19 protein-coding genes and 1 pseudogene are annotated in these 22,059 nt (G+C 46.3%); 17 read left to right on the forward strand and 3 right to left on the reverse strand.

Annotated features, from left to right (window positions below):
* The 12 genes and pseudogenes from WJQ40_RS04490 to WJQ40_RS04545 form a co-directional block, all read left to right on the forward strand.
* Positions 1 to 227, forward strand: a pseudogene (locus WJQ40_RS04490) (anaerobic sulfatase maturase); the annotation flags it as partial.
* A 17-nt stretch (positions 228 to 244) separates the two neighbouring features.
* On the forward strand, positions 245 to 799 hold the full coding sequence (locus tag WJQ40_RS04495) for a hypothetical protein (RefSeq protein WP_337404973.1): 555 nt from the start codon (positions 245 to 247) through the stop codon (positions 797 to 799).
* A 240-nt stretch (positions 800 to 1,039) separates the two neighbouring features.
* Positions 1,040 to 1,834 carry a ZIP family metal transporter gene (locus WJQ40_RS04500; protein WP_337538135.1) on the forward strand — a complete coding sequence of 265 codons (795 nt, stop codon included), beginning with the start codon at positions 1,040 to 1,042 and terminating at the stop codon, positions 1,832 to 1,834.
* Positions 1,835 to 2,136: 302 nt separating this feature from the next.
* The gene (locus tag WJQ40_RS04505) at positions 2,137 to 6,720 is read left to right on the forward strand and encodes an FtsK/SpoIIIE domain-containing protein (protein ID WP_337538137.1); all 4,584 of its coding nucleotides are present in this window, start codon (positions 2,137 to 2,139) and stop codon (positions 6,718 to 6,720) included.
* Entirely contained in the window at positions 6,668 to 6,910 is a 243-nt protein-coding gene (locus tag WJQ40_RS04510) for an EsaB/YukD family protein (protein ID WP_262573659.1), read from the forward strand. The genes WJQ40_RS04505 and WJQ40_RS04510 overlap by 53 nt, the downstream gene beginning before the upstream one ends.
* Positions 6,911 to 6,938: 28 nt before the next feature.
* Positions 6,939 to 7,244 carry a hypothetical protein gene (locus tag WJQ40_RS04515; RefSeq protein ID WP_337538139.1) on the forward strand — a complete coding sequence of 102 codons (306 nt, stop codon included), beginning with the start codon at positions 6,939 to 6,941 and terminating at the stop codon, positions 7,242 to 7,244.
* Positions 7,237 to 7,539, forward strand: a complete 303-nt coding sequence (locus WJQ40_RS04520; RefSeq protein ID WP_118797531.1) for a hypothetical protein — start codon at positions 7,237 to 7,239, stop codon at positions 7,537 to 7,539. Before WJQ40_RS04515 ends, WJQ40_RS04520 begins: the two co-directional genes overlap by 8 nt.
* Positions 7,520 to 7,831 (forward strand): hypothetical protein, encoded by a 312-nt coding sequence (locus tag WJQ40_RS04525; protein WP_262573653.1) that lies wholly within the window; start codon positions 7,520 to 7,522, stop codon positions 7,829 to 7,831. The genes WJQ40_RS04520 and WJQ40_RS04525 overlap by 20 nt, the downstream gene beginning before the upstream one ends.
* Before the next feature lie 19 nt (positions 7,832 to 7,850).
* Positions 7,851 to 8,150, forward strand: a complete 300-nt coding sequence (locus tag WJQ40_RS04530) for a WXG100 family type VII secretion target (protein ID WP_337404982.1) — start codon at positions 7,851 to 7,853, stop codon at positions 8,148 to 8,150.
* A 23-nt stretch (positions 8,151 to 8,173) separates the two neighbouring features.
* Complete coding sequence (locus WJQ40_RS04535; RefSeq protein WP_262573650.1) at positions 8,174 to 8,488, forward strand: WXG100 family type VII secretion target; 315 nt, start codon at positions 8,174 to 8,176, stop codon at positions 8,486 to 8,488.
* Positions 8,488 to 9,873 carry an Mbeg1-like protein gene (locus WJQ40_RS04540; protein ID WP_337538161.1) on the forward strand — a complete coding sequence of 462 codons (1,386 nt, stop codon included), beginning with the start codon at positions 8,488 to 8,490 and terminating at the stop codon, positions 9,871 to 9,873. Before WJQ40_RS04535 ends, WJQ40_RS04540 begins: the two co-directional genes overlap by 1 nt.
* A gap of 41 nt (positions 9,874 to 9,914) precedes the next feature.
* Positions 9,915 to 10,649 carry an alpha-hydroxy-acid oxidizing protein gene (locus WJQ40_RS04545; protein WP_337538142.1) on the forward strand — a complete coding sequence of 245 codons (735 nt, stop codon included), beginning with the start codon at positions 9,915 to 9,917 and terminating at the stop codon, positions 10,647 to 10,649.
* Here WJQ40_RS04545 and WJQ40_RS04550 read toward each other — a convergent pair.
* Entirely contained in the window at positions 10,585 to 11,562 is a 978-nt protein-coding gene (locus tag WJQ40_RS04550; RefSeq protein ID WP_337538144.1) for an AraC family transcriptional regulator, read from the reverse strand. The genes WJQ40_RS04545 and WJQ40_RS04550 overlap by 65 nt on opposite strands.
* Before the next feature lie 159 nt (positions 11,563 to 11,721).
* Between WJQ40_RS04550 and WJQ40_RS04555 the strand changes: the two genes are divergently transcribed.
* From WJQ40_RS04555 to WJQ40_RS04575, 5 genes are all read left to right on the forward strand, one after another.
* Positions 11,722 to 13,503 carry a S8 family peptidase gene (locus tag WJQ40_RS04555; RefSeq protein ID WP_337538145.1) on the forward strand — a complete coding sequence of 594 codons (1,782 nt, stop codon included), beginning with the start codon at positions 11,722 to 11,724 and terminating at the stop codon, positions 13,501 to 13,503.
* A 110-nt stretch (positions 13,504 to 13,613) separates the two neighbouring features.
* Positions 13,614 to 14,717 carry a GGDEF domain-containing protein gene (locus WJQ40_RS04560; RefSeq protein ID WP_337538146.1) on the forward strand — a complete coding sequence of 368 codons (1,104 nt, stop codon included), beginning with the start codon at positions 13,614 to 13,616 and terminating at the stop codon, positions 14,715 to 14,717.
* 25 nt (positions 14,718 to 14,742) lie between these two features.
* The gene (locus WJQ40_RS04565; RefSeq protein ID WP_118797540.1) at positions 14,743 to 15,135 is read left to right on the forward strand and encodes a transcriptional repressor; all 393 of its coding nucleotides are present in this window, start codon (positions 14,743 to 14,745) and stop codon (positions 15,133 to 15,135) included.
* Between the two features lie 51 nt (positions 15,136 to 15,186).
* Complete coding sequence (locus WJQ40_RS04570; protein ID WP_118797541.1) at positions 15,187 to 15,579, forward strand: desulfoferrodoxin family protein; 393 nt, start codon at positions 15,187 to 15,189, stop codon at positions 15,577 to 15,579.
* The gene (locus WJQ40_RS04575) at positions 15,572 to 15,970 is read left to right on the forward strand and encodes a hemerythrin family protein (protein WP_118797542.1); all 399 of its coding nucleotides are present in this window, start codon (positions 15,572 to 15,574) and stop codon (positions 15,968 to 15,970) included. The genes WJQ40_RS04570 and WJQ40_RS04575 overlap by 8 nt, the downstream gene beginning before the upstream one ends.
* Positions 15,971 to 16,065: 95 nt before the next feature.
* Here WJQ40_RS04575 and WJQ40_RS04580 read toward each other — a convergent pair whose 3' ends face one another.
* Together WJQ40_RS04580 and WJQ40_RS04585 are read right to left on the reverse strand one after the other, a co-directional pair.
* The gene (locus WJQ40_RS04580; RefSeq protein WP_337538148.1) at positions 16,066 to 19,377 is read right to left on the reverse strand and encodes a hypothetical protein; all 3,312 of its coding nucleotides are present in this window, start codon (positions 19,375 to 19,377) and stop codon (positions 16,066 to 16,068) included.
* Entirely contained in the window at positions 19,370 to 21,916 is a 2,547-nt protein-coding gene (locus tag WJQ40_RS04585) for an MMPL family transporter (RefSeq protein WP_337538149.1), read from the reverse strand. The genes WJQ40_RS04580 and WJQ40_RS04585 overlap by 8 nt, the downstream gene beginning before the upstream one ends.
* Positions 21,917 to 22,059 lie beyond the last annotated feature (143 nt).

Below are 22,059 nucleotides of genomic sequence, written 5' to 3' on the forward strand. Positions count from 1 at the left end.
ATCTGACTGTGATGCAGGAAAAAAGGAAAGAACTCTGCTTTATTGAGGAATCGGAACGTATCAGTGATGACTGCAGAAAATGCAGCTATTATTCTCTTTGCAGAAATGGATGCAGGAGAAACCGAATAGATGACAGAAACCGGTTCTGCGAAAGCTATTACCGCTATTATGATGCATGCCTGCCTCAGATGCGCAACATTGCAGACCAGATTAAGCAACAGAGGTGATTCCCTTGAAGTACATCATGAAGTCAGGAAAACTTTATCTTGACGGGGCTATGCTGATACAGTGCAAAAGCAGAAGGATAAGCCCCTGGAAGATTATATGTGATAAAGAAGGCAAGGAACTTCTTTATACAGAAATTTATCAGAGAAATTCCGATGTATCAGGAATTAGTGATATGCAGACAAAAGAAAGCAGTCGTGCAGAATACGGGGATATCGTCGGAAGAAGATATTTGCTCCGGAAAATGGATGGCAGTATATGTACCAGTGCAGCACCCTTTTATGCGGCAGGAGAAAGACTCACTGAAAATGGATTTCCGGTTTGTCGGATGCCAAGAGTAGACCATGCATTGATGGATATACAGGGAAAGACCTGTGTCCTGATCAGGAAAAAATGGGGAGAATATGTACTTCAGGATGAAGGCGGGAAGGTGCTGATGCAGATCCTGTATGCCGGGGCACTTGGGCTGCAGTATGAGATAGAGACATTTTCGACATGGAAGCCGGAGATGATTGTCGGAATTGTGCAGCTTAGCCGTTATATGGAAAGAGAAAGTGAATTTTTGAATGTATAGAGATCACGAATAATGGAAAGGAACCCTGCCAGACAGGGTTCCTTTTTGCATCAGGGCGATGACGATTATTTAATGAGAAATTTTGACTAACTGCGCAGGCTGTCGTCAGTTGTGTCAGGCTGTCATAAAATGATATGATGAAATGGAGGACAGATGTCAGACACTGTGCCCTGTATACAGGCAGTTTTGTGACATCTTTGTTCTGAACATCATATATATAATTAAGAAAAGAGGAAAAACATGAATCAGGGAATTGTATGGGCGTTCATGGGAACCGGTTTTACCTTTTTGATGACCGCTTTTGGCGCCAGTGTTGTATTCATATTAAAAAATGATATGGGAAAAAATCTGCAGAGAGCATTTCTGGGGTTTGCAGCAGGAGTTATGATCGCTGCTTCTGTCTGGTCATTGCTGATCCCTTCCATTGATCAGGCAGCTGATATGGGGAATTTTGCCTTTGTTCCGGCAGCAGGGGGCTTTGCGCTTGGCGGCATTTTTCTGATGCTGCTTGATATGTTGATGCCGCATCTTCATCTGGGAGAAAGTAAGGCGGAGGGTGTTCCCTCCTCCTTCAGAAGGACAACGCTGCTGATCCTGGCAGTGACCCTGCATAACATACCAGAAGGAATGGCGGTTGGGCTGGCTTTTGCACTGTCAGCGCAGCATCCGGAGGATGCATCCCTGTATGCAGCGGCTTTTGCCTTGGCTGTGGGAATCGGCATCCAGAACTTCCCGGAGGGGGCAGCGATTTCCCTGCCTCTCCGTCAGGAAGGCATGAGTAAGGGAAAGGCTTTTCTGTATGGCAGTCTGTCAGGACTTGTGGAACTGATCTTTGGTGTCGGGATCACGATGATCGCAGAGGTGATCACACCATACATGCCATGGTTTCTGGGATTTGCGGCGGGTGCCATGATCTACGTGGTCGTGGAAGAACTGATCCCGGAGGCCAATCAGGGAGAACATTCCAATCTGGGGACCGTTGGTGTCATGGTTGGATTTCTCATTATGATGGTGCTGGATGTAGCACTGTCATAACAAAAATTTAATAAATATGGGTATTTTCACAGTATAATTATAAAAATAAAATACCAAAAACTAAATAGGGACTAAAACATTTATAAAATAAAGGATATCATATTGACCTTACAGCGGTCATCTGATATCCTTTATTCAGTTTCAAAGATTCTGAATTCCCGGAGAGATATTGAACACCGGGAATCATTTCAAAACACAGACAGAATTTACGGAAAGCAGGGAAACAGGAGCTTTCTGTCAGACTGAGCCGATTGCAGGCTCGAGATTCATTTGGTTTAAGAGAATAAGAGGGGTGAGCTTTCATGGATACCTTGGAGAGAGGCATATCCGGGCGCAGAATGGTTCTTTTTTTGTCTGCAGGAAAAGCGTTTACAGAGAAGGAGATCTGTTTTGCGGTGGGGGAAAATTATACGCTGCAGATACCGGCAGAGGAGCTTCACCTGACAGAGTCTTTTTTTCTCTTCCTGAGGCAGAAGGAAGAGGGGGTCCTGGAGATGAACGGGAAAATAGCAGGAGAAGAAAATCCGTGTATATTGCAGACAGAAGCAGGTGAGGAAATACTTGTGGTTCTGTATGAGAGGAGAAGAAGCCTGGACTTTGGAAAACGGATTTTCCTGTCAGGGGGACAACGTGTACATATTGGCAGAAATTATAATAATGAAATGGTATATCGCTGCTTTTCTGGAATAGAGCCGGTTCATTTGTCACTGCAGGAGACAGAGGAGGGATTGCAGGCAGAGATATGTTCTGGAGCAGAAGGCAGTCAGTCTGGATGTACTGGCAGGGTTTACAGGGAAGGAATGCTGCTGAAGGGGAGAGAAATTTTGCAAAGTGGGGAAACGATACGGCTTCTTGGACTTTCCATTCTGTATCTGAAAGGATTCCTTTTCTGTTTTTCTGATTTTGGCACATTGCGGATTTCCCTGTTTGAAGAAGAGAAACCTGCACTGGAGACTGGCAGGAGAGAGCAATTCCGGAACCGTGATTTTGGGGAAACAGATGGACTGGTTATGAAGAGCCGGGAGGAGTGGACGGTAACAGGTGGGGAGCTTAAGCTGGAACTGCCCGAGAAAGAACTGGCACAAAGCAGGCAGCCGTTGTTTCTGACAATTGGTCCTTCCATGACCATGATCCTTCCGATTCTGTTTACGACACTGCTTGCCGGACGCCTTCAGGCGGAAGGTGGAAGTGGTACAGGCTTTTTCAGGACAGGACTGCTGATGACAGGTATTTCTTCCATGATGACGGTACTGTGGGGTCTTCTTGGGTATCTGTACCGAAAGGGGTATGAAAGCAGGGAAAGAAAACGAAAGCGGAGGGAATATCTTTCTTATCTGCAGGAAACAGAAGAATATCTGCAGGGTCTGATGGAGCAGAACCGGAGAGCCATGCTTCATAATGCGCCCGCTGGAAGGGAATATCTGGAAGAGGGAAGTATGTCTGCAGGTGGGAGCATTTATGCAGAACAGTACTCGTTTCTGAGGCTTGGACTCGCAGACATGGATTCTCCATATCAGGTGAAGCTGGATGATGACAGGGGGCGGAAGCAGGCAGAGCTTTATCACAGAGCACAGAAAATGGCAGAGACCTATCAAAAAATAGCAGCAGTTCCGGCAGGCTTTGATTTCCGGAAGGAGAGGGTAGTTGGGTTTACTGGTGAGAGAGGATATGACACGCTGTGGCAGGCTCTTTTGCAGCTTGTTGCCTGTCATGATGAAAAAGAGGTAAGGATTGCCTGCTTTTATCAAAAAGAAAGAAGGCAGGACAGGGTGTTTGCTGCGGGAATCCGATGGCTCCCGCATATCTGGACGGAGAATGGGAAACGGCGGTTTCTGGCAGGTGATGAGCAGGAGGCAGGAGAAATCCTTCCGGAGATAGGAAGATTTCTGACAGAAAAGGAAAAACAGAAATTTTTCCTGCTGCTGATCCTTGAACCGTCACTGGTATGCAGCGAAGATATTTACGAAAATCTGTGCCGTAAGGAAGAGGAGGAAACAGCAGTCTGGTTCCTGGCCAGAGGGCGTGAGGAATTGCCGGCCGCCTGCCGATGCTTTGTCAGAAATGATTGCAGAAGCAGGGAAATCCGATGGATGAAGGAGAAGGAAAGAAGGATTGAAAATATTGTATTTGACCAGGATGATCAAGGCACGATCAGCAGATATATGAGGAAGATGTCACAGAACACCAGTGGCAGAAGAATACAGGATGAGATCCCTGACAGAATTTCCTTCCTGGAACTGTATGATGCGGAGAAAGTAGAGGACCTTTGCTGTGACAGGCGTTATCGGGAGTACCGGGTACTGGAGAGACTGAAGGTGCCGGTAGGTGCCGGGAGCAGGGGCAGAAGGATTTATCTGGATATTCATGAAAAATATCATGGTCCCCATGGACTTGTGGCAGGAACCACAGGCTCAGGGAAAAGCGAACTTTTGCAGACATTTCTGCTGTCCCTGGCAGTGTCCTTCAGACCGGATGAGCTTTCTTTTTTTATTATTGATTATAAGGGTGGCGGCATGGGAAGAGAACTGCAGGAACTGCCGCACTGCACAGGCCTGATCTCCAATCTTTCCGGTGGGCAGATCCACAGGGCACTGGTGTCAGTGAAAAGTGAGAATAGAAGAAGACAGAGACTGTTAAAAGAGGTGGGGGTCAGCCATGTATCTGATTATGCAGCGCTGTACCGGGATGGGATTGTAAAGGAGGCACTGCCGCATCTTCTGATCGTTGTGGATGAGTTTGCAGAACTGAAAAAGGAAGTGCCGGAATTTATGCAGGAGATCATCAGTGTTTCCCAGGTAGGAAGGAGCCTTGGCGTGCATCTGCTGTTGTCTACGCAAAAGCCGGCTGGGACTGTGGATGACCGGATCTTCAGCAATACCGGGTTCCGCCTCTGCCTGAAGGTCGCTGACAGGCAGGACAGTATGGATATGCTGAAAAGACCTGAGGCAGCATATCTGACCGGAAGTGGCAGATGTTATCTCCAGGCAGGAAATCAGGAGGTGTTTGAACTGTTTCAGACCGGTTATGGAGGAGAGAGCTATGAAGAGACAGCAAGGAAACAGGCACAGGCAATGATGGTCACAGAGACCGGAAAACGGATCAGAAAAAGAGAAGGGCAGAGGAAAGCGGCTGAAACACAGCTTCAGGCGGTGATCCGGTATATCAGGAATGTGACAGAGAGAAAAAAGATTATGGGAAGCTGTCAGCTGTGGATGCCGGAGCTCCCGGATAAAGTGGATCTTCTGGAATTGCAGAGCTTGCAAAGGGAGGAAAAGAAAGAGAGCGGACAGGAATGGAGAAAGGGGAAAGGGAAAACCGGGGAAAGACTTCCGGCAGAATATGTTCTTGGCCTTGTGGATGATCCACAGAATCAGTGTCAGTTCCCACTTACCTATCGCCCGGAGACAGATGGAAATCTGCTTTTGTGTGGCATGGCAGCTACCGGTAAAAGTACATTTTTACAGACGATATTATACCAGCTTGCCGGACAATCATCCGGAGAGACCTGTTTTCTTCTGGTATCTATGGATAACCTTTCTCTCAGCTGCTTTCAGAATATGCCAGGGTGTCTTGCTGTTTTGAAGGATGCAGAAAATATGGAGAGTTTCTTCTATCATACGGAGAAGCTGTTCCTGGCAAGAAAAAAGGAACTGGGCGGGATGAACTACTGGCAGTACAGAGAGCGCCATGATCAGTTTCTGCCATTGCTGTTTCTGCTGATTGATGACTATGGAAGCTTTAGGGAACTGACAGGTGACCGGTTTCAGGAGCTGATCGAAAAGATGGCAAGGGAAGGAAACAGCTGTGGAATTTATCTGATTCTGACAGCTGCGGGGGCTGGCAAGGGAGAAATACAGGGAAGACTGCAGGATCAGTGTAAGACGACATGCTGCCTGGAGATGAGTGATGTCCTTCAATATGCAGAGGTACTTCGGAAATACCATATTGATGTTTATCCGAAAGAAAACTGTAAGGGAAGGGGGCTGTGCCGGAGAGGGGAAGATGTGCTTGAGGTACAGTTTGCACTCAGCAGAAAGAATGTGGATGATTATGGCAGGATAGAAGAAATCCGGCAGCTCTGTCAGAGAAAAAACAGTGAGCAGCAGGGAAAATGGGAAGGAGAGAAGCTTCCGTATATCCCGGAGGAAGCAACATTCGAAGGAATGTACCGTGATGTGTTTACGGAAGGTATGGTATGGATCGGATACGATCAGAAAACAGCAGAAAAAGTGGCGCTTCCAACTGGAAAAAGCAATTTCTTCCTAATATCGGGAACTGTCAGAAGCGGCAGACGGACGTTACTTTGTGGTCTGATTTATGGAATGCTGAAAACCGGGGGAAACGTGGCACTTTTTGAGGGACAGGCTAAGATAGATGGCATGCTTTCTTTTGAAAAGGAAGAAGGAGGGACATTGTACAGTATTTCGACTGTGACAGAACTGGGGGACTGGCTTGCAGGAGAAGGACAGCGGAGAAAGTATCTTTGTATTGCTGATCCAGAAGGCTTTCAGAGACTTCTGACAGAGGCAGAGCGGGATGGAAAAAATATATGCAGATCACTGGAAGAGGCCTGCCTTGAAGGAATGCAGATCCTGAGTATATTTCAGACGGGGCAGGAGATGAGTCTTTGTGCAGGCTGGCTGTATGAGAAGCATAAGGCATCATCCTGTGGTATCCACCTTGGAGGAAATGCCGGAAGCCAGAGACTGCTTTCTTTTCCGGATCTGTCATATAGCAGGCTGAACCAAAAGGAGAGAGCGGGAACCGGGTATCTGACGAAAGACGGGCATACTGTGATCGTGAGATTACCACAGGAAATCAGGGAGGAAAAGGATGATTCTGGTAGAGGTACAGGTGCCGGTGTTGAACCGGCGTTACGATTTTGAACTGGATGAGGAAAGCCTTGTAGCAGATCTGACAGAACTGGTGGCAGAACTGATACGGGAAAAGGAAGAACTGACAGGAAAAACGGAGAAGCATTGTTTTTATGTGTGGGAGCAGGAGCGGATCCTTAGGGAGGATGAGACACTGGAGCAGCAGGGTGTCCGGAATGGAAATATATTATATCTGATCTGAAAAGAGGATGTAGGAAAAGGAGAAGAATGTGGAGAATACGGATTTTCTGTTTGATGCAGGAAAATTAAAGGGGATTCAGAATGAAATTTATGAGCAGTCCACCATGCTTTTTGATCTTCTGTTTCACCTGCAGCAGGAGCTGGATGGGATAAGCATCAAATGGCAGGGGAATGCAGCCACAGCATTTATGGAGGAAATATGGGTCTGGTGGGAAGCCTCATATCATCAGGTGGAGCGGCTGCAGGAAGTGGGAAAGCTGTTTTCGCAGGCGGAAGAAAGGGTTCGGCTTTGTGAGGAACAGGTAAAGCAGGAAACAGGAGGATGGTTTGGCTGAGGAAAAGGAGCTTTATGTAGTCAGCGCACAGCTTCAGGCATTGTCAGAGAAGCTGGAAGGAATGCAGAGGACTGCGGCAGGGTGCTGTGACATGCTGGATCAGAAGGCGGCAGAGCTGGAGAGCTTTTTTGCAGGCAGGGGAGGAGCTGCTTTGCAGAAGCATTTCCGGAGGGAAACAGAGTGCTGCAGAGAAGAAATGGAAGGTCTGCATGACTATGCAGAAAGACTTCAGAAAATAGCAGCAGAATATGAAGCTGCTGAGAAGGAGAATCGGAATGGGGCAGAAGGAACTTAGCATTCACTTTCAGGAAATGGGAGAATTAACGGATGAGCTACAGGGAATTGCAGAGGAAATTAAAAATCTGATACAGGGGAAGGGAGAGGAGATCCTTACCTGTCTGCAGAGCAGCTGGAGGGGAGAAGGAGGAGAAAAATACAGAAGGAAGGAGGGAGAACTGCTTGACGATACACAGCAGATCGCCATAGTCTTCGGGAAAATTTCACAGGAACTGAAGGAAATGACAGAAAAGGTATATGAAGCTGAAAAGAGCAATGTATTGCTTGGAAAGCTCAGAGAATACTGGTAGAAAATGGGAGGAAAACGGTATGGCAGTAATACGGGTAACAGCAGCAAGATTAAGAAGTGTGGCAGACAGTCTGCAGGAGATGAATGCACAGTTTAGGAGCAGAAAACAGGAGCTTACAGAAAAGGAGCAGGCACTCTCAGCTATGTGGGAGGGACAGGCCAAGGAGGCTTTTCATCAGGCATTTATCAGGGATGAGCAGCAGATGGAGGCTTTTTATACCCTGATTGCAAGATATGTCCAGACTTTGCTGGAGATCGCAGCACGATATGAACAGGCAGAGGCAAGGAATGCAGAAATTGCGGGAAGTAGAAGCTATTAACAGAAAGAAAGAGGAAAATGGATATGGAAGGAATTTTAAAGGTAACACCGGAGCATCTGCTTCAGACATCAGGGGAATTTAATAATATCGGCGGACAGATCCGCAGTCTTTCAGAGGAAATGCTCTCTCTGATCCGGGGGCTTTCAGCAGTATGGGAAGGAGAGGCTGCTGCCGCCTATGGAAGCAAGTTTGATGCACTTTCACCGGATATGGACAGACTTTACCGGATGGTACAGGAGCATGTACAGGATCTGCAGGAGATGGCCGGAGAATATCAGAAAGCAGAAAGTGGCAGCCTGGAGCAGGGAAGCGGACTGGAAAGTGGTATTATTGTGTGATGTTGACGGAAGAAGAGATCAGTATGGTACTGAACACCTATATGTATATGAATTATAAAGAGGCAGAGGATGGCATGACACTGCGGGAAATTCTTGAGGAGGTGCAGAAGCTTCCGGAGTATCAGGAAGGCGGCAGATATTATGGGGAATACAGCGTGGTTTCAGAGGCTGCCGGAGATGACAGGGTCGGTGAAATGGTGATCGGCAGCCAGAGCCATCTGATGGGCTTTGATGATGGCACCTGCGCCTGTACTTTTTCTTCGAAGGAAAATGATGAGGTATATGTGGTATACCGGGGAACCGGTGATGGAGAATGGCCGGATAACGGACTTGGCATGACCAGGGAAAAAACACTGCAGCAGGAACGGGCGCTGACATATTTTGAGACTGTGGTGGAAAAGGAAGGTTATCAGAAAGGGGACAGAGTGATTGTCACCGGACATTCCAAAGGAGGCAATAAGGCACAGTATGTGACTATGACGACGAGCTATGACGGAGTAGTATCTGCCTGCTACAATATAGATGGGCAGGGCTTTTCGGAAAAGGCAATTGCCAGATGGAAACGCTCTTACAGTGATCATGAATATGAGGCAAGACGAAGTAAGATCACAGGAATCTATGGGGAAAATGACTATATTCATGTCCTTGGAAGATCCATTGTCAGGGAGGATCAGACATATTACGTGAAAACACCGGTAGCAGTGGAGAACTTTGCGGGGTACCATGATATCAAGTACATGTTTGCCGCTCCAGGGAAGGAACAGGGAGAGAAAACCAGCATGATATTTTCAGGGAGTAAGAACAGCTATGTGGCAGAGCCCGGGCTTCTGCTTGCCTGTGCAGCAGCATTGTCAGCAGAGGTTATGAAGATGCCGGAGGAAAAACGGGATGGGGCAGCAGCGGTACTGATGCAGCTTATGGAATTATCCGGGAAGAAGAAACGGGGACAGAATGGGGAGGTTCTGACGAAGAAGGATGTGGAAGATTTTTATGGAGCCGGAATACCGGTGATCCTGAAAAGCCTGCTTCTGACAGAGGAGGGAAGAAGTGTGTTTTTCAGGCTTTTTCAGGGGAGAAATCTGGAAGCAGAGATGGAGGGCAGACAATTTGTGCAGATAGAGAAAGGGGGCTTTGACAGAGCACTCATGGTCTCGGAGGAGCTTCTTGCTGGTCTGTCTGACTGCTTCGAGCGGCTTGAACGTATACAGAAGCAGATCCCATTCTGGTTCCGGCTTGGAAGTGCAGTGGATAACCGGATCGTGATGCAGATGAATTTCCTTGACGGAAAAAAGAGGGAGCTTGTGAAGATGAAGGAAAAGCTGCAGGAAATCAGGGGGATTTATGACAGAATGGATAAACAGATGGAGGAAGAAATGGCTTTGTGATAGAATGAATCTATATGAGAGTTCAAATGGGGGAAATACCTATGAAGATAGAAACAAGATACATTTCTGGCAGACAGGCTGATACGAAAACAGTGCTGTTTGGAAAAGCTATGGAATTGCCGGTGTGCTTTTACGGGGAAGAAGGTATTGTGATCATCCCTCCTTATGAAGACAGAAAAAAAATCGAGACAGAGCTGGAAAAGGCGGCAGCAGGAAATGCTCTGGCAGCAGGGATCGCCCTGGATATGATGTTTAATGAAAAGGGAAACTATCTGAAGACCACAGGCGGTATGGCAGGACCAAAGACTGCGGAAGATCTGCAGTACCTGCAAAGCTTTGCCGGACAGGTGGGAATTCCCTTTTTGGTAAAAGGGGTATTGAGTCAGCAGGATGCCTATCAATGCCTGAAAGCCGGTGTGTCGGGGATCATTCTGTCAAGACCGGTATGGCTGAAGAAAAAGAGTATTTCGCCCATGGAAGTGTTGCCGGAGATCCTGAAGGTGACAGCCGGGGAAATACCAGTCCTGGTGGAAATGGATCATGCAGATATGACGGATGTATTTACTGCGATAGCGCTTGGCGCAGATGCAGTCTGCAGAAAACTGCTTCAGGGAGGAGACAGGAAGGAGATATTGCATTCCATGCAGGACGAACTGCGTTGTCTCATGTCCGTAGCAGGCTGCAGTGATCTTTCCCATATGGACAGCACTGTTATCTGGAAGCGTCAGAAGGAAGATGGCTCAGCATTGGCAGGTCAAGAAGCGAATTATTTTTGATCTTGCGGCGGTATTCACTTGGTGTACAGTTCAGGTATTGCTTAAATACTTTGTTAAAGTAACTGGCATTGTTAAAACCAACATAGAAGGCCAGGTCGGAGATCGTCTGGATACCGGGCAGTCCCTGCTGCAGAAGGATAGCGGCCTGGAAGATCCTGTATTTGATCAGATATTCTACCGGAGTGATCTGCAGTGTGCGCTTGAAGCAGCGGCAGCATTCGCTTTTGCTGATATGGATAGCACCTGCCAGATCATCCAGTGTCAGTGATTCCCTGTAATGCTCCTCAATAAAAAGAATAATATCCTTTACGCGTACTTCATCAAGAGAGGTGGTAACCGAAACAGAAGAAGCATGGCCGGCTTCCGGAACCGTTTTGTCAGTGAGCATTTTCCAAAGCTGGCAGAGGCAGGACTTTGTGGTAAGCTCGTAACCATACTGACAGGTGATGTTTTCCTCAATGATCTGGTCTGCAAGGTGTTTCAGGCTGACGTGCCATTCATCCTGATCCAGCAGAGGTACAAAACGGAGAGACGGGGAAGAAAAAACAGGTGCCAGGTATTTATTTGACATAGTTGTATTTCCGTATCCAAACAGAAAAGAAGCATGAAATTTCAGGGAATATACAAGACAATGCATATTTTCATCACAAAGATGCAGGGAGTGCATAACATTTCTGTTGATCAGGACACCCTGTCCCATATGGAGACGGACGCATACGTCATCAGCAAAAAAATCAGCTACACCGGAACGGACCATCACGATTTCAATTTCCGGGTGCCAGTGCCATCTCACCATATGCATAAAAAGATCATGGATATCTACAGAAAATAATTGTACGGGGTAGCCAATTTCACCGTTTTCATTTTTGGCATGATATCCGCCTGGCGGAATCTTTGTCACTCTTTCCTGCATGGGAAGCCTCCTGACAGATAAAACAAGATATTTCCATTTTAATATAAAATTCCTGTGAAAGAAAGCAGAAAAACGTAAGAGTTTATATCAGGAGTCTGTGTCAACGAGCTTCCTTCTGAGAGCTTCCTGCATAAGATAAGAAAAACGAACAGGAAATATATGGAAAACCAGAAGCTTGAGAATGTATTCAGTCTGTCACTGGCAGTTTCAGAAAAGGAACGGGAACGGTCAGCATTTCTTTCAGCCGGCTATGATGAGGAAACGAGGGAATGGGAACTTATCGTGAAGTATCATGGAAGCTTAAGCCGGTATGCCAGTGAGAAGATCCGGATTGAAGAGCTGATCGCCGGGTATGCCATTGTAACGTTGCCGGAAACCATGATAGAAGCCTTTTCGGAGCTGGAAGAGGTGGAATATATGGAAAAGCCGAAACGTCTTTATTTTGAAACGGTGCAGGGAAAGCGGGCTTCCTGTATCACAGGAGTTACAGTAAGACCGCCCTATCTGACCGGCAGGGGCGTGCTGATCGGGATCGTTGATTCCGGTATTGACTATACCAGCGTGGAATTTCAGAACCGGGAAGGAACAAGAATACGATATCTGTGGGATCAGACGAAAAAATCCGGATCCATGGAAGAGAAGCCACCGGCTGGTTTTGTAAAAGGAGTTGAGTATAGCCGGGAGCAGATCAACGAGGCACTGCGAAGCCGTGAGCCGGAGAAGGTGGTTCCGAGCTATGACAGAAGCGGTCACGGCACCGCCGTAGCTGCGATCGCAGCAGCTGGAGGCAATCTTTACGATGGGGCACTTACTGGCGTAGCACCAGAGAGTGAGCTGTTGATCGTTAAGCTCGGCAATTCAGGTACGGAATCTTTTCCAAGGACAACGGAGCTGATGCGGGCACTGACTTATCTGGTCAGGAAGGCAATTGAACTGCAGATGCCGGTTGCTGTTAATGTAAGCTTTGGAAATACCTATGGAGCACATGATGGTACATCCCTTCTGGAGCGCTTCCTGGATAATGTTGCAGAGATCGGACGGTGCAGCATCTGTGTCGGAAGCGGAAATGAGGGGGCAGCAGGCGGACACAGAGAAGGATGGATCGCAGAGGGAGAAACACAGAGAACAGAGTGGAACGTAGGAACATATCAGGATTCCCTTTCCGTGCAGCTTTGGAAGGAATACAGTAATCCCTATGAGATCGTACTGATGTCACCATCCGGTGAAAAAAGGCAGCTGGATGACAGGAAGGAAGGGGCGGAGAGCTTTCTGATGGATGGCACCAGAGTACTTGCCTATATAGGAGTACCTTCGCCCTATTCAGTGAATCAGGAAATTTGGCTTGAGCTGATTCCGGAAGAAGATACTTATGTAAAAAGTGGTGTCTGGGCAATAGAGATCAGGGCGCTTGGTGGAAATCCAGGAACCTATGATCTTTATTTGCCGTGCAGCGTAGTGCTAGGAGCTGCGACCAGGTTTTTTTCTTCCTCACCAGAGAAGACATTGACGATTCCATCTACTGCTTATAAGGTGATCACAGTAGGCGCTTATGATGCGGCATATGAGTCCTATGCGGATTTTTCAGGAAGAGGCTGTTGCTTTTCGGATCAGAAGGGATTGTTCGCAGGAGGAAGCGGCAGCATAAAGCCGGATCTGGCTGCACCCGGGGTCAATGTACAGACGCTTGGACTGAATGGGGAGACCAGGATCGTGACAGGAACTTCCTTTGCGACACCATTTGTGACAGGGAGCGCTGCTCTTCTGATGGAATGGGGGATCGTGCAGGGAAATGATCCCTTCCTATATGGAGAAAAAGTCAAGGCATATCTCAGAAAAGGAGCAAGGCCTCTGCGGGGGGAGGCGGAATATCCAAATGACCGGGTAGGTTATGGGAGGTTGTGCCTGGAAAGTAGTCTGCCAGTAGTGGAAAGAAATATATAAAAATGCTGCAGAGAAAATGATAATAGGAACTATTACTCACTTGTTGATTTATCCATATGGGTATTATATAATGATGACAGATTAATGAGATAAATGTGAGCGAGGTTACAATGATAAATCAGGAAGTGCAGTCAGATAAGAAAAGTAAAAATATAATAGGTATTGTACAAAGCTGTCTTATATTGATACTGGTAGTTCTTATTATTTGTATGATGATACAGATCAGCAGGCTGCAGGGGACAGCGCGTGTAATAAATTATGCAGGGTTGGTACGTGGAGCTACACAGCGTGAAGTGAAGCTGGAAATCACAGGAAACCAGGATGAAGAGCTGATCAACTATCTGGACGATATTCTGAGTGGGTTAAGATATCAGGATGGTCATTATGATCTTGTAAGGCTATACGATAAGGAATATCAGGAAAAATTGCAGATTCAGAGTGATTACTGGGATAAATTAAAAATAGAAATTGAAGCAGTAAGAAATGTGGGATACGAAAATACAGATATTGTCAATATGAGTGAAATATATTTTAAGATGGCGGATGAAACTGTATTTGCTGCACAAAATTACTCACAAAGGATTGCTGAAAGGATCCGTACCATAGAGCTTCTGTCAGCACTTGATATGCTGTGTCTGGTGATACTGGTTATTATACAGACGATGGCGGCAATGAAGATGGCAGTGAAAAATAAGCTGTTAGCGCAGGAGGCATATACAGATGCCCATACCGGACTGCCAAATAAAAGAGCCTGTAAGGAGCTCCTTATTAATAAAGAGATAATAAAAGAGCCTACAGCATGCATAATGTTTGACCTTAATAATCTGAAAACTGTTAATGATACAATGGGACATTCGGCGGGAGACCAGTTAATAATGAATTTCGCCAGGCTTTTACGCAGCGTGATCCCGGAAAAGGATTTCGTAGGAAGGTATGGCGGAGATGAGTTTATGGCAGTTATATATCATACAAGCAGAACGGAGGTTGAGGAAATATTAAAATGCTTATGCGAAGAAAAAGACAGAATAAATAGTAATGAAAACCAGATGCCAGTCGACTATGCGTGCGGCTGGGCATTATCTGCCGACGACAGGACGTATACAATGCAGATGTTAATGGATAAGGCTGATTCTGATATGTATGAAAATAAACAATTATATAAGAGAGATAACTTTATTGACAGAAAGGAAAAATCACTATATAATCCTTATTAAGAACAATTCCTAATAAGGAGGGTTGATGATCAGTAGAAGAAATACCATTCAAAAGGATCTGGTACGAAATGCTGTATATGAGATGAAAAGACATGTTACGGCAAATGAAGTGTACGAATCTATTAAGGAAGCATATCCTACAATTGGAAAGGGGACTGTATATAGAAACCTTGATATATTGGTAGAAGAAGGTGCACTGAGAAAGGTTGAAGTACCGGATGGACCGAACCGATATGATTTTACATTGAAAAACCACTATCATGTCAGGTGTGTAAAATGCGGCGAGGTATCAGATGTGGATATGGAGGAATTGCCAGCCATGCTGGAAAGGATCCATGACACTCATGGAGTAGAATTTTTGGATTATGATATTTCATTTAGAGGTATCTGCTCAAAATGCAGGAAGGCGTTCATGTAAGAAGCTGGTATCAGATTTTAGAAAACAGCAGAGAAGACGGAGGTGAGGTAAATGACGGTAAAATATTATGTATGTAATCACTGCGGAAACATTATTGAAAAAGTGAAAGACAAGGGTGTGCCTGTAATGTGCTGTGGAGAGGCTATGCAGGAGTTAAAAGCCGGAGTGACCGATGCAGCAGTTGAGAAGCATGTGCCTGTATATACAGTGGATGGCAATCAGGTTCATGTTGTTGTCGGAGAGACAAAGCACCCCATGCTTGAAGAGCATTTTATTGAATGGATCACATTAAATACCAATCAGGGTATTTATAGAAAGCAGTTAAAGCCAGGACAGGAGCCTGCAGCAGATTTTTGCCTCTGCGATGGTGAACAGGTAGAAGAGGTATATGCATATTGCAATCTTCATGGATTATGGAAACAAGGAGGACAGACTAATGTATGAAATGAAGCCGGAATATTATATCGGAATAGACATGATAGATGAGGAACACAAGCAGCTGTTTAAATATGCAGACGAAGCATATGAACTGCTCCATGATGAGTTTACACCGGATAAATATGACAGAATTGACGCAATATTAAGACAACTCCACGATTATACAGTAAAGCATTTCACGGATGAAGAGCAGTATATGGAATCTATCCATTACAAGAAATTATTTACCCAGAAAATCCAGCATCAGGAATTCATACATAAGCTTGAAGAATTTATGGATCATCATAATGATGATGTAGAAGATCAGGATGATCAGATCATGGGTATTTTACAATACCTCACAGAGTGGCTGATAAATCATATTCTGCATGTTGACGGACAGATCCCCAAGGGTTGATATTTGATATAGTAAGAAAAGTTACAAAAAGCAGAGAAACTGTGCATTCTCTGCTTTTTTACTATATATTTTTCTCTGCTCAAGGGAAGATGATCCTAACTCTGCTTTGCCCTTGCTTTTTTTCTTTTTATGATACGAAGTACAATGAGTAGGATCAGCAATACACCTGCTGCAACACTGCAGAATACGGGAAGCAGGGAAGCAGGCCGCTCCAGACAGGCGAAGATAAATTCCTGCTTGTCCACATTGAATACGTAGTAGCTGCCATCGATATAACCGGAAACCGGGATGAAAGCACCATTATCGTAGATCTCGATTTCCGGATTTTCAATGTCATCAGGAATCAGGTACCTGACTGTGAAAGGACCGGTTCCGTTCAGGACACTGATCTTTTTGCATTCGGCCTTTGTTTTGGAATCCTCCGGATAAGCGTCGATATCGGTCAGAAGGAAGCGGTCGCCTTCTTTAAAGGTACCCTCTACCAGAGCCAGTGCCTTCCCGTTGTCATCCTTTTCCGAGCTTGCCAGTGTGCTTAAGTATTCCGTGTAAACAGCATTGATCGTCTGGTCAAAGGTGAGTGAGGAAGTGTTGAAATCCTCCCATTTGCCGGCATAACCCTTCTTTTCCGGAACCTTGGGGAGCTTTGTGGGATCAAAGCTTTCGCCGTAGGAGAGGGTGACTGTTGTAACCAGTCTGTCATCTGCCATAAAGGTCAGTGTAATGTTCTGGTAGATGACAGGAAGATCATCAAAGCACAGGAAGCTGCCATAGGGAAGAGGCTGGGCCTTTTCTTCATAGCTGATTCCATCAATACCGGCAGGACAGCCTTCAACAAAGTAGTTTTCACTGATATCATCATTGACATCAGCCTTACCAGCAATAGAACCAAGATAATTGGTACCCTCGGTGATTTCGATCATGCTGTAGCAGTTTTTGATGGACTTGCCGCTTCCGGCAATTCCACCAATCTGATTTTCACCGGAGAGGGCACATTTTGCACTGCTTTCCCGGATCGTGGAATCAGAGAAACCGGCGATACCGCCGACCATATCACCGCCTTCACTGGTAACATCGCCGTCCCCAATACAGGAAATGACGCTGCCAAGCACCATATTGCCGACGATACCACCGATGCAGTCCTTTTTGCCGGTGATGACACCTTTGTTTTCAGATTTCCGGATGACGATACGCTGCTGATAGCGGAAATTCATGGATGTAGTATTAAGTGTGATATCGTCTTCGGGATCCAGATCGTTTTCACGTGACATGGAGCCGGCGATACCGCCTACATTCAGGTCACCATAAATCTTCCCCTTATTCTGACAGTTCATAACCTTGCCAGTAATATCAGTTTCCTTATCTTCATCAGAGATATCAGTCACAAGTTCATCGGGATCTGTCACATCGTCATCTGCAGTGGTGATGATATTGCCAATGACATTCAGCTCATCTGTAATAGCCTGGAAGTCATCCAGAAGAAGCTGGGATTTGCTGTCTACCATATTATTCAGTGTCCGGCTTTCAGAAATAATAGAAGAAAAGCCTGAGCTTAATGCGGTATGCCAGCTGTCGATCCTGGAGCTGAAAATAGAAGTACGGTTACTGATGGTATTCTTCATGCTGTCAAGGGCTGAAGAAGTACTGTTATAAACGTTATCCTGCAGCTTGTTCAGTTCACTTTCTGCTGCATCCTTGTCAAAGCTATAGTCTGAAATCTGAGGAAGTGCAGAAGGATCAATGGTTGGTACTCCTGAAGGCCATGCCAGGGGACTTCTGGTAGGTTCTGGTGTCACAGTGGGGGTAGGGGTTGCTATAGGAGCAGGTGTTGTGGCAGGAGAGCCGGGATCCATCATCCTGACAGTGACAGGTACGGGCTGGCTCATTGTTGTTTCCGTGGTGTAGGAGCCTGTTTCGCTTTCCAGACTGTCATTGTTACCAATGCTGCCTGCACGGGTTCCACCGTTGCCCTGAACCGGTGTTGCAGCAGGTGTTGCAGTAGGTGCTACAGTTGGTGTGGCGGTAGGTGTGGCAGTCGGAGTCGCGGTTGGAGTAGCATTCGGATCAGGGGTTCCTTCCGGAGTCGCAGTGGGACTTGGACTTAAAGTGGGAATGGAATCCAGAAAGTCTAATGAGATCGGCTTTGGAGTCGGCAGGGATGACAGATCCGTCAGCTCGGAAGTAAAGGAGCGCATATCATTGCTGGCTTCATTAGCAATACCATCAGCAGCGCGCTGGGTGGATTCCACTGCGTCAAGCAGCTTATTTAACTGAGCATTCAGGTCTGTGGAGGTACCGCTGGCATCATCATTCATCTTTGTAACAAGATCATGCAGCTTATTCAGTTCGGTATGCAGCTTATCAAGAGTATCCTCGTTGTAAAGCATTTCGCTGCTGGGTTCCATCTGCCCGGCAATCCCGCCGACATCCTTACGCCCATGAAGCACACCGTAGTTGATACAACCCTCAATATAGCCCATCTGGCTTCCGGCAATTCCACCGACATTGTAGCCAACGTGCTGATATCCGACAGCACCATTATTGACGCTGGCACGGATGATGCCTGTATTACTTCCGGCAATCCCACCGATATCCGTTACACTGGTTACGTTTTCAGTGGAGAGAAGATCATCAACAGTCAGCAGGGAAATATCGAGATCCCCTTCTTCTACAGTGGTATTGACACTGGCACGGTTAACACAGCTCAGAATAGAGCCGGCGTTAGTCCCGGCGATGGCACCGATCCGGTGATTACCATAAACAACACCCTCAGAGAGACATTCACTGATGATACCGGTGACATCATTATAGCCGGCAATCATACCGATATCATCACCGCCATTTAAATTACCGGCAGCATGGCATCCGCTGATGATACCCTTGTTATGGCCAACAAGCAGAGAAAGACCGTCATGGCTGCTCTTAGCTGTAGCAGAGCCGTTGACACGGAGATCATAGATCTCACCGCTTTCCTGAAGATAACGGAAGAGGCCGGTATTGTCACTTCCTGCATCATTGGTAAAGCCCTTGATGGTATGTCCATTGCCGATGAAAATACCGCCAAAGGAGGGAACCGGGGTGAAGGTGGCAGTGCTGAAATCCAGATCATTGTCCAGAACAAAGATTTTTCCCTTTGACCAGGAATCGATCACACAGCTTTCAGCCATATCCTGAAATTCCTTCAGCGAAGTAATATGGATGGCATCCTCCAGGGAAAGATCAGAAGCCTCTGATTCTGAAGAGATATCCACGCCGTTAAAGGGAGTGGGAGAGACATCCGGGTTCGCTGAAGTGATCTCTCTGGCATCTGCAATAGTTCCAAATACTGGCTGAATCAGACAGAAGCAGAGAAGGAGGACAAAGGCTGTTGCATATCTGATCCACTTACCTGTTTTCTTCTGATTATTCATGGGAAACACTTCCTTTCTCATTATGTTCAATATCTTTGTTTGTGCCGGGCTCAGTATTTTCGTCTGTGCCGGGTGCTGTTTCAGACGGTGTGCCGCCAGAGGGATTTTCCTCCAGGCTGGTTGCCTCACCGGAGAGGATCGTGGCGTTCATGCTTCCACGGATAATACCGTTGAAGCTTCCTTCTACCATACCGTTGACCTGGCCTCTGATGATACCGGATACACGGGTGGCACCCGTAAAGGACTGTGGTGTGAGATTGATCCTGCTCTTCAGCTCGAAGCTGGTCTTTTCAATGATAAAGTCACCAAGTACCAGGATCTGTGGCAGGACACCGAGTACCAGGATGATGGAAATAATGGTACCACGGCTTAAGCAGGTTCCGATCGCTGCGATGATCGGATTGGTCGTCATGACACCGATCAGGGCACCGGCAGCAGCCAGAATACTTCCCGAGGTAAAAATGGTTGGGAAGGACTGGTTCAGGGTAACGATGATCGCTTCCTTGGGCGGCATGGACTGTTTCAGATCCTTATAATGGCTGGAAATAACGATCGCATAGTCAATATTGGCACCCATCTGGATGGAGTTAACGATCAGGTAGCCCAGGAAGTACAGTGGTGAATCCTGGAGATAAGGGAAGGAGAAGTTAATCCAGATACTTCCCTGGATGACCAGAATCAAAAGTACAGGTAATCCTGCCGAGTTAAAGGTAAACAGCAGGATAATGATTACAAACAGGGCAGACAATACGCTGATCAGCATATTATCCTGGCTGAAGGAAGATGACAGGTCATAATCACTGGTGGAGTTACCAACGACATAAACAGAAGCATCATCATAGTATTTATCAGCCTCCTGATGGATGACCTTCAGGAAATCAAAGGTTTGCTGGCTTTCCTCCGGAAGGTTCAGATAGACGACAAGCCTGGTCCAGTCATCTGTTTTCAGCTGAAGCTTTGCCTTTTCAAGCTGATCGAACAGATCATCCAGGGTATCCTGGATATCACCCTCCAGGGTGATATTTCCTTCTTCCATCTGATCCTTTAAAAAGAAGAACATGTCAAAAAGTGGAACCTTGTATTTTTCAATCCCGTTTATGATCTGGCCATACTGGTTATTATTGACGGCATAGGCTGTATACAGGAGATTTGCCACCTCATATTCCACACCGGAAAGCTCAGAAAATTCACGTGGATTCAGGGCATCCGTCAGGTAATAGCCGTCCATGGCCTCCACACCGGCAAGACCAGTCGTTGATTTGACCTCCGTATGGCTTTCAAGATCCTTCAGCAGGGCACTTTCTGATTCATAATCACCGGAAGGGACAAGCACAGCTACCATATTGTTGGTGCCGAAAGTATTTTTGATCTTCTGGTAGGCAATCTGACTTTCATTCTGCTTGGCGGTGGTCAGATCCGTATAGCTGTAACAGTAAGGACACTTGTTCGCAAAAATACACGCTACAACTGTAATGGCAACAAATAACGGAGGAACTATGAATCTTGTTTTTACGTCAAACTTTCCTACAACAGTGATAGGAGGGATCAGATTTTTATGCTTGGTCTTATCGATCAGATTACTGAACAGCATCAGAAGACCGGGCATGAGGGTAAATACGGAAAGAAGACTCATCATGATCGCCTTGATCAGGACAACTGCCAGGTCGCGGCCGATCAGGAAGTGCATGAAGGCCAGTGCTGCAAGACCGGATACAGTGGTCAGGGAGGAGGATGAAATCTCCGGGATCGCTTTGCTTAAGGCAGCAATGCAGGCTTCTCTTGCCGGTTTGGTTTCGTGTTCATCGCTGAATCTATGACAGAGGATAATGGCATAGTCGATTGCCAGTGCCAGCTGCAGTACTACAGTAACCGAATTGGAAATAAAGGAAATGGTACCGCACAGGAAGTTGGTACCCATGTTCATAAGGGCAGCTACGCCGAAGGTGGCGATCAGTACGGGAACCTCCGCATAGGCTCTGGAAGTCAGGGTCAATACTATGACGATAATGATAGCGGCAATGACCACAATAACCTGCATTTCGCTTTGCAGTTCGGCGGCAGTATCGGAGCCAACCTCCGAATTTATGTAGGTATCATAGCTGGACAGCTTATCTTCAATCTCGTGGATCGCATTGACACTGACCTCGTCTGTGGTAGTTCCGTCAAAGGTAACATCAAACAGGGCAGAAGAATTTTTGTAGTGATCCTCTGTGTTGTCAAATACGGCGTCAGTGACGCCATCGATTTCCCTGAGCTCCTCAGCAAGCTCTTCTCCTTTTTCATAGGAGATGTTGGAAACCATGACCCGGGCAGTACCATAGGTGACAAACTGGTCATTCATGATCGTCAGTCCCTGCCTGGTCTCGGTCGAATCCGGCAGGTAGGTTGTGATATCATTTTCAACCTTGACCCATCCATTTGCGATAATACAGAAAATAATGGCAAAAATATAAAGCAGGAAAAACAGGTTCCGTTTATCAACGATAAAGGTTGCCACCTTTTCCATGGGAGTTGCCTTATTCTCTCCAGTCTCGTTCATGTGAAATCAATCCTTTCTTGTAGGTTTTTAATTAGTCTATTTTTTAACAAAAAGAATTATAGGCTTCTTTTACTGAATAGACAATAAGCAAAAAGGCGCAGATGATAAAAAACTATTAAAAATTTATGTAAGGATTTGTAAGC

The organism is Suilimivivens sp., assembly GCF_037359455.1.
Taxonomy (GTDB): Bacteria; Bacillota; Clostridia; order Lachnospirales; family Lachnospiraceae; genus Suilimivivens; species Suilimivivens aceti.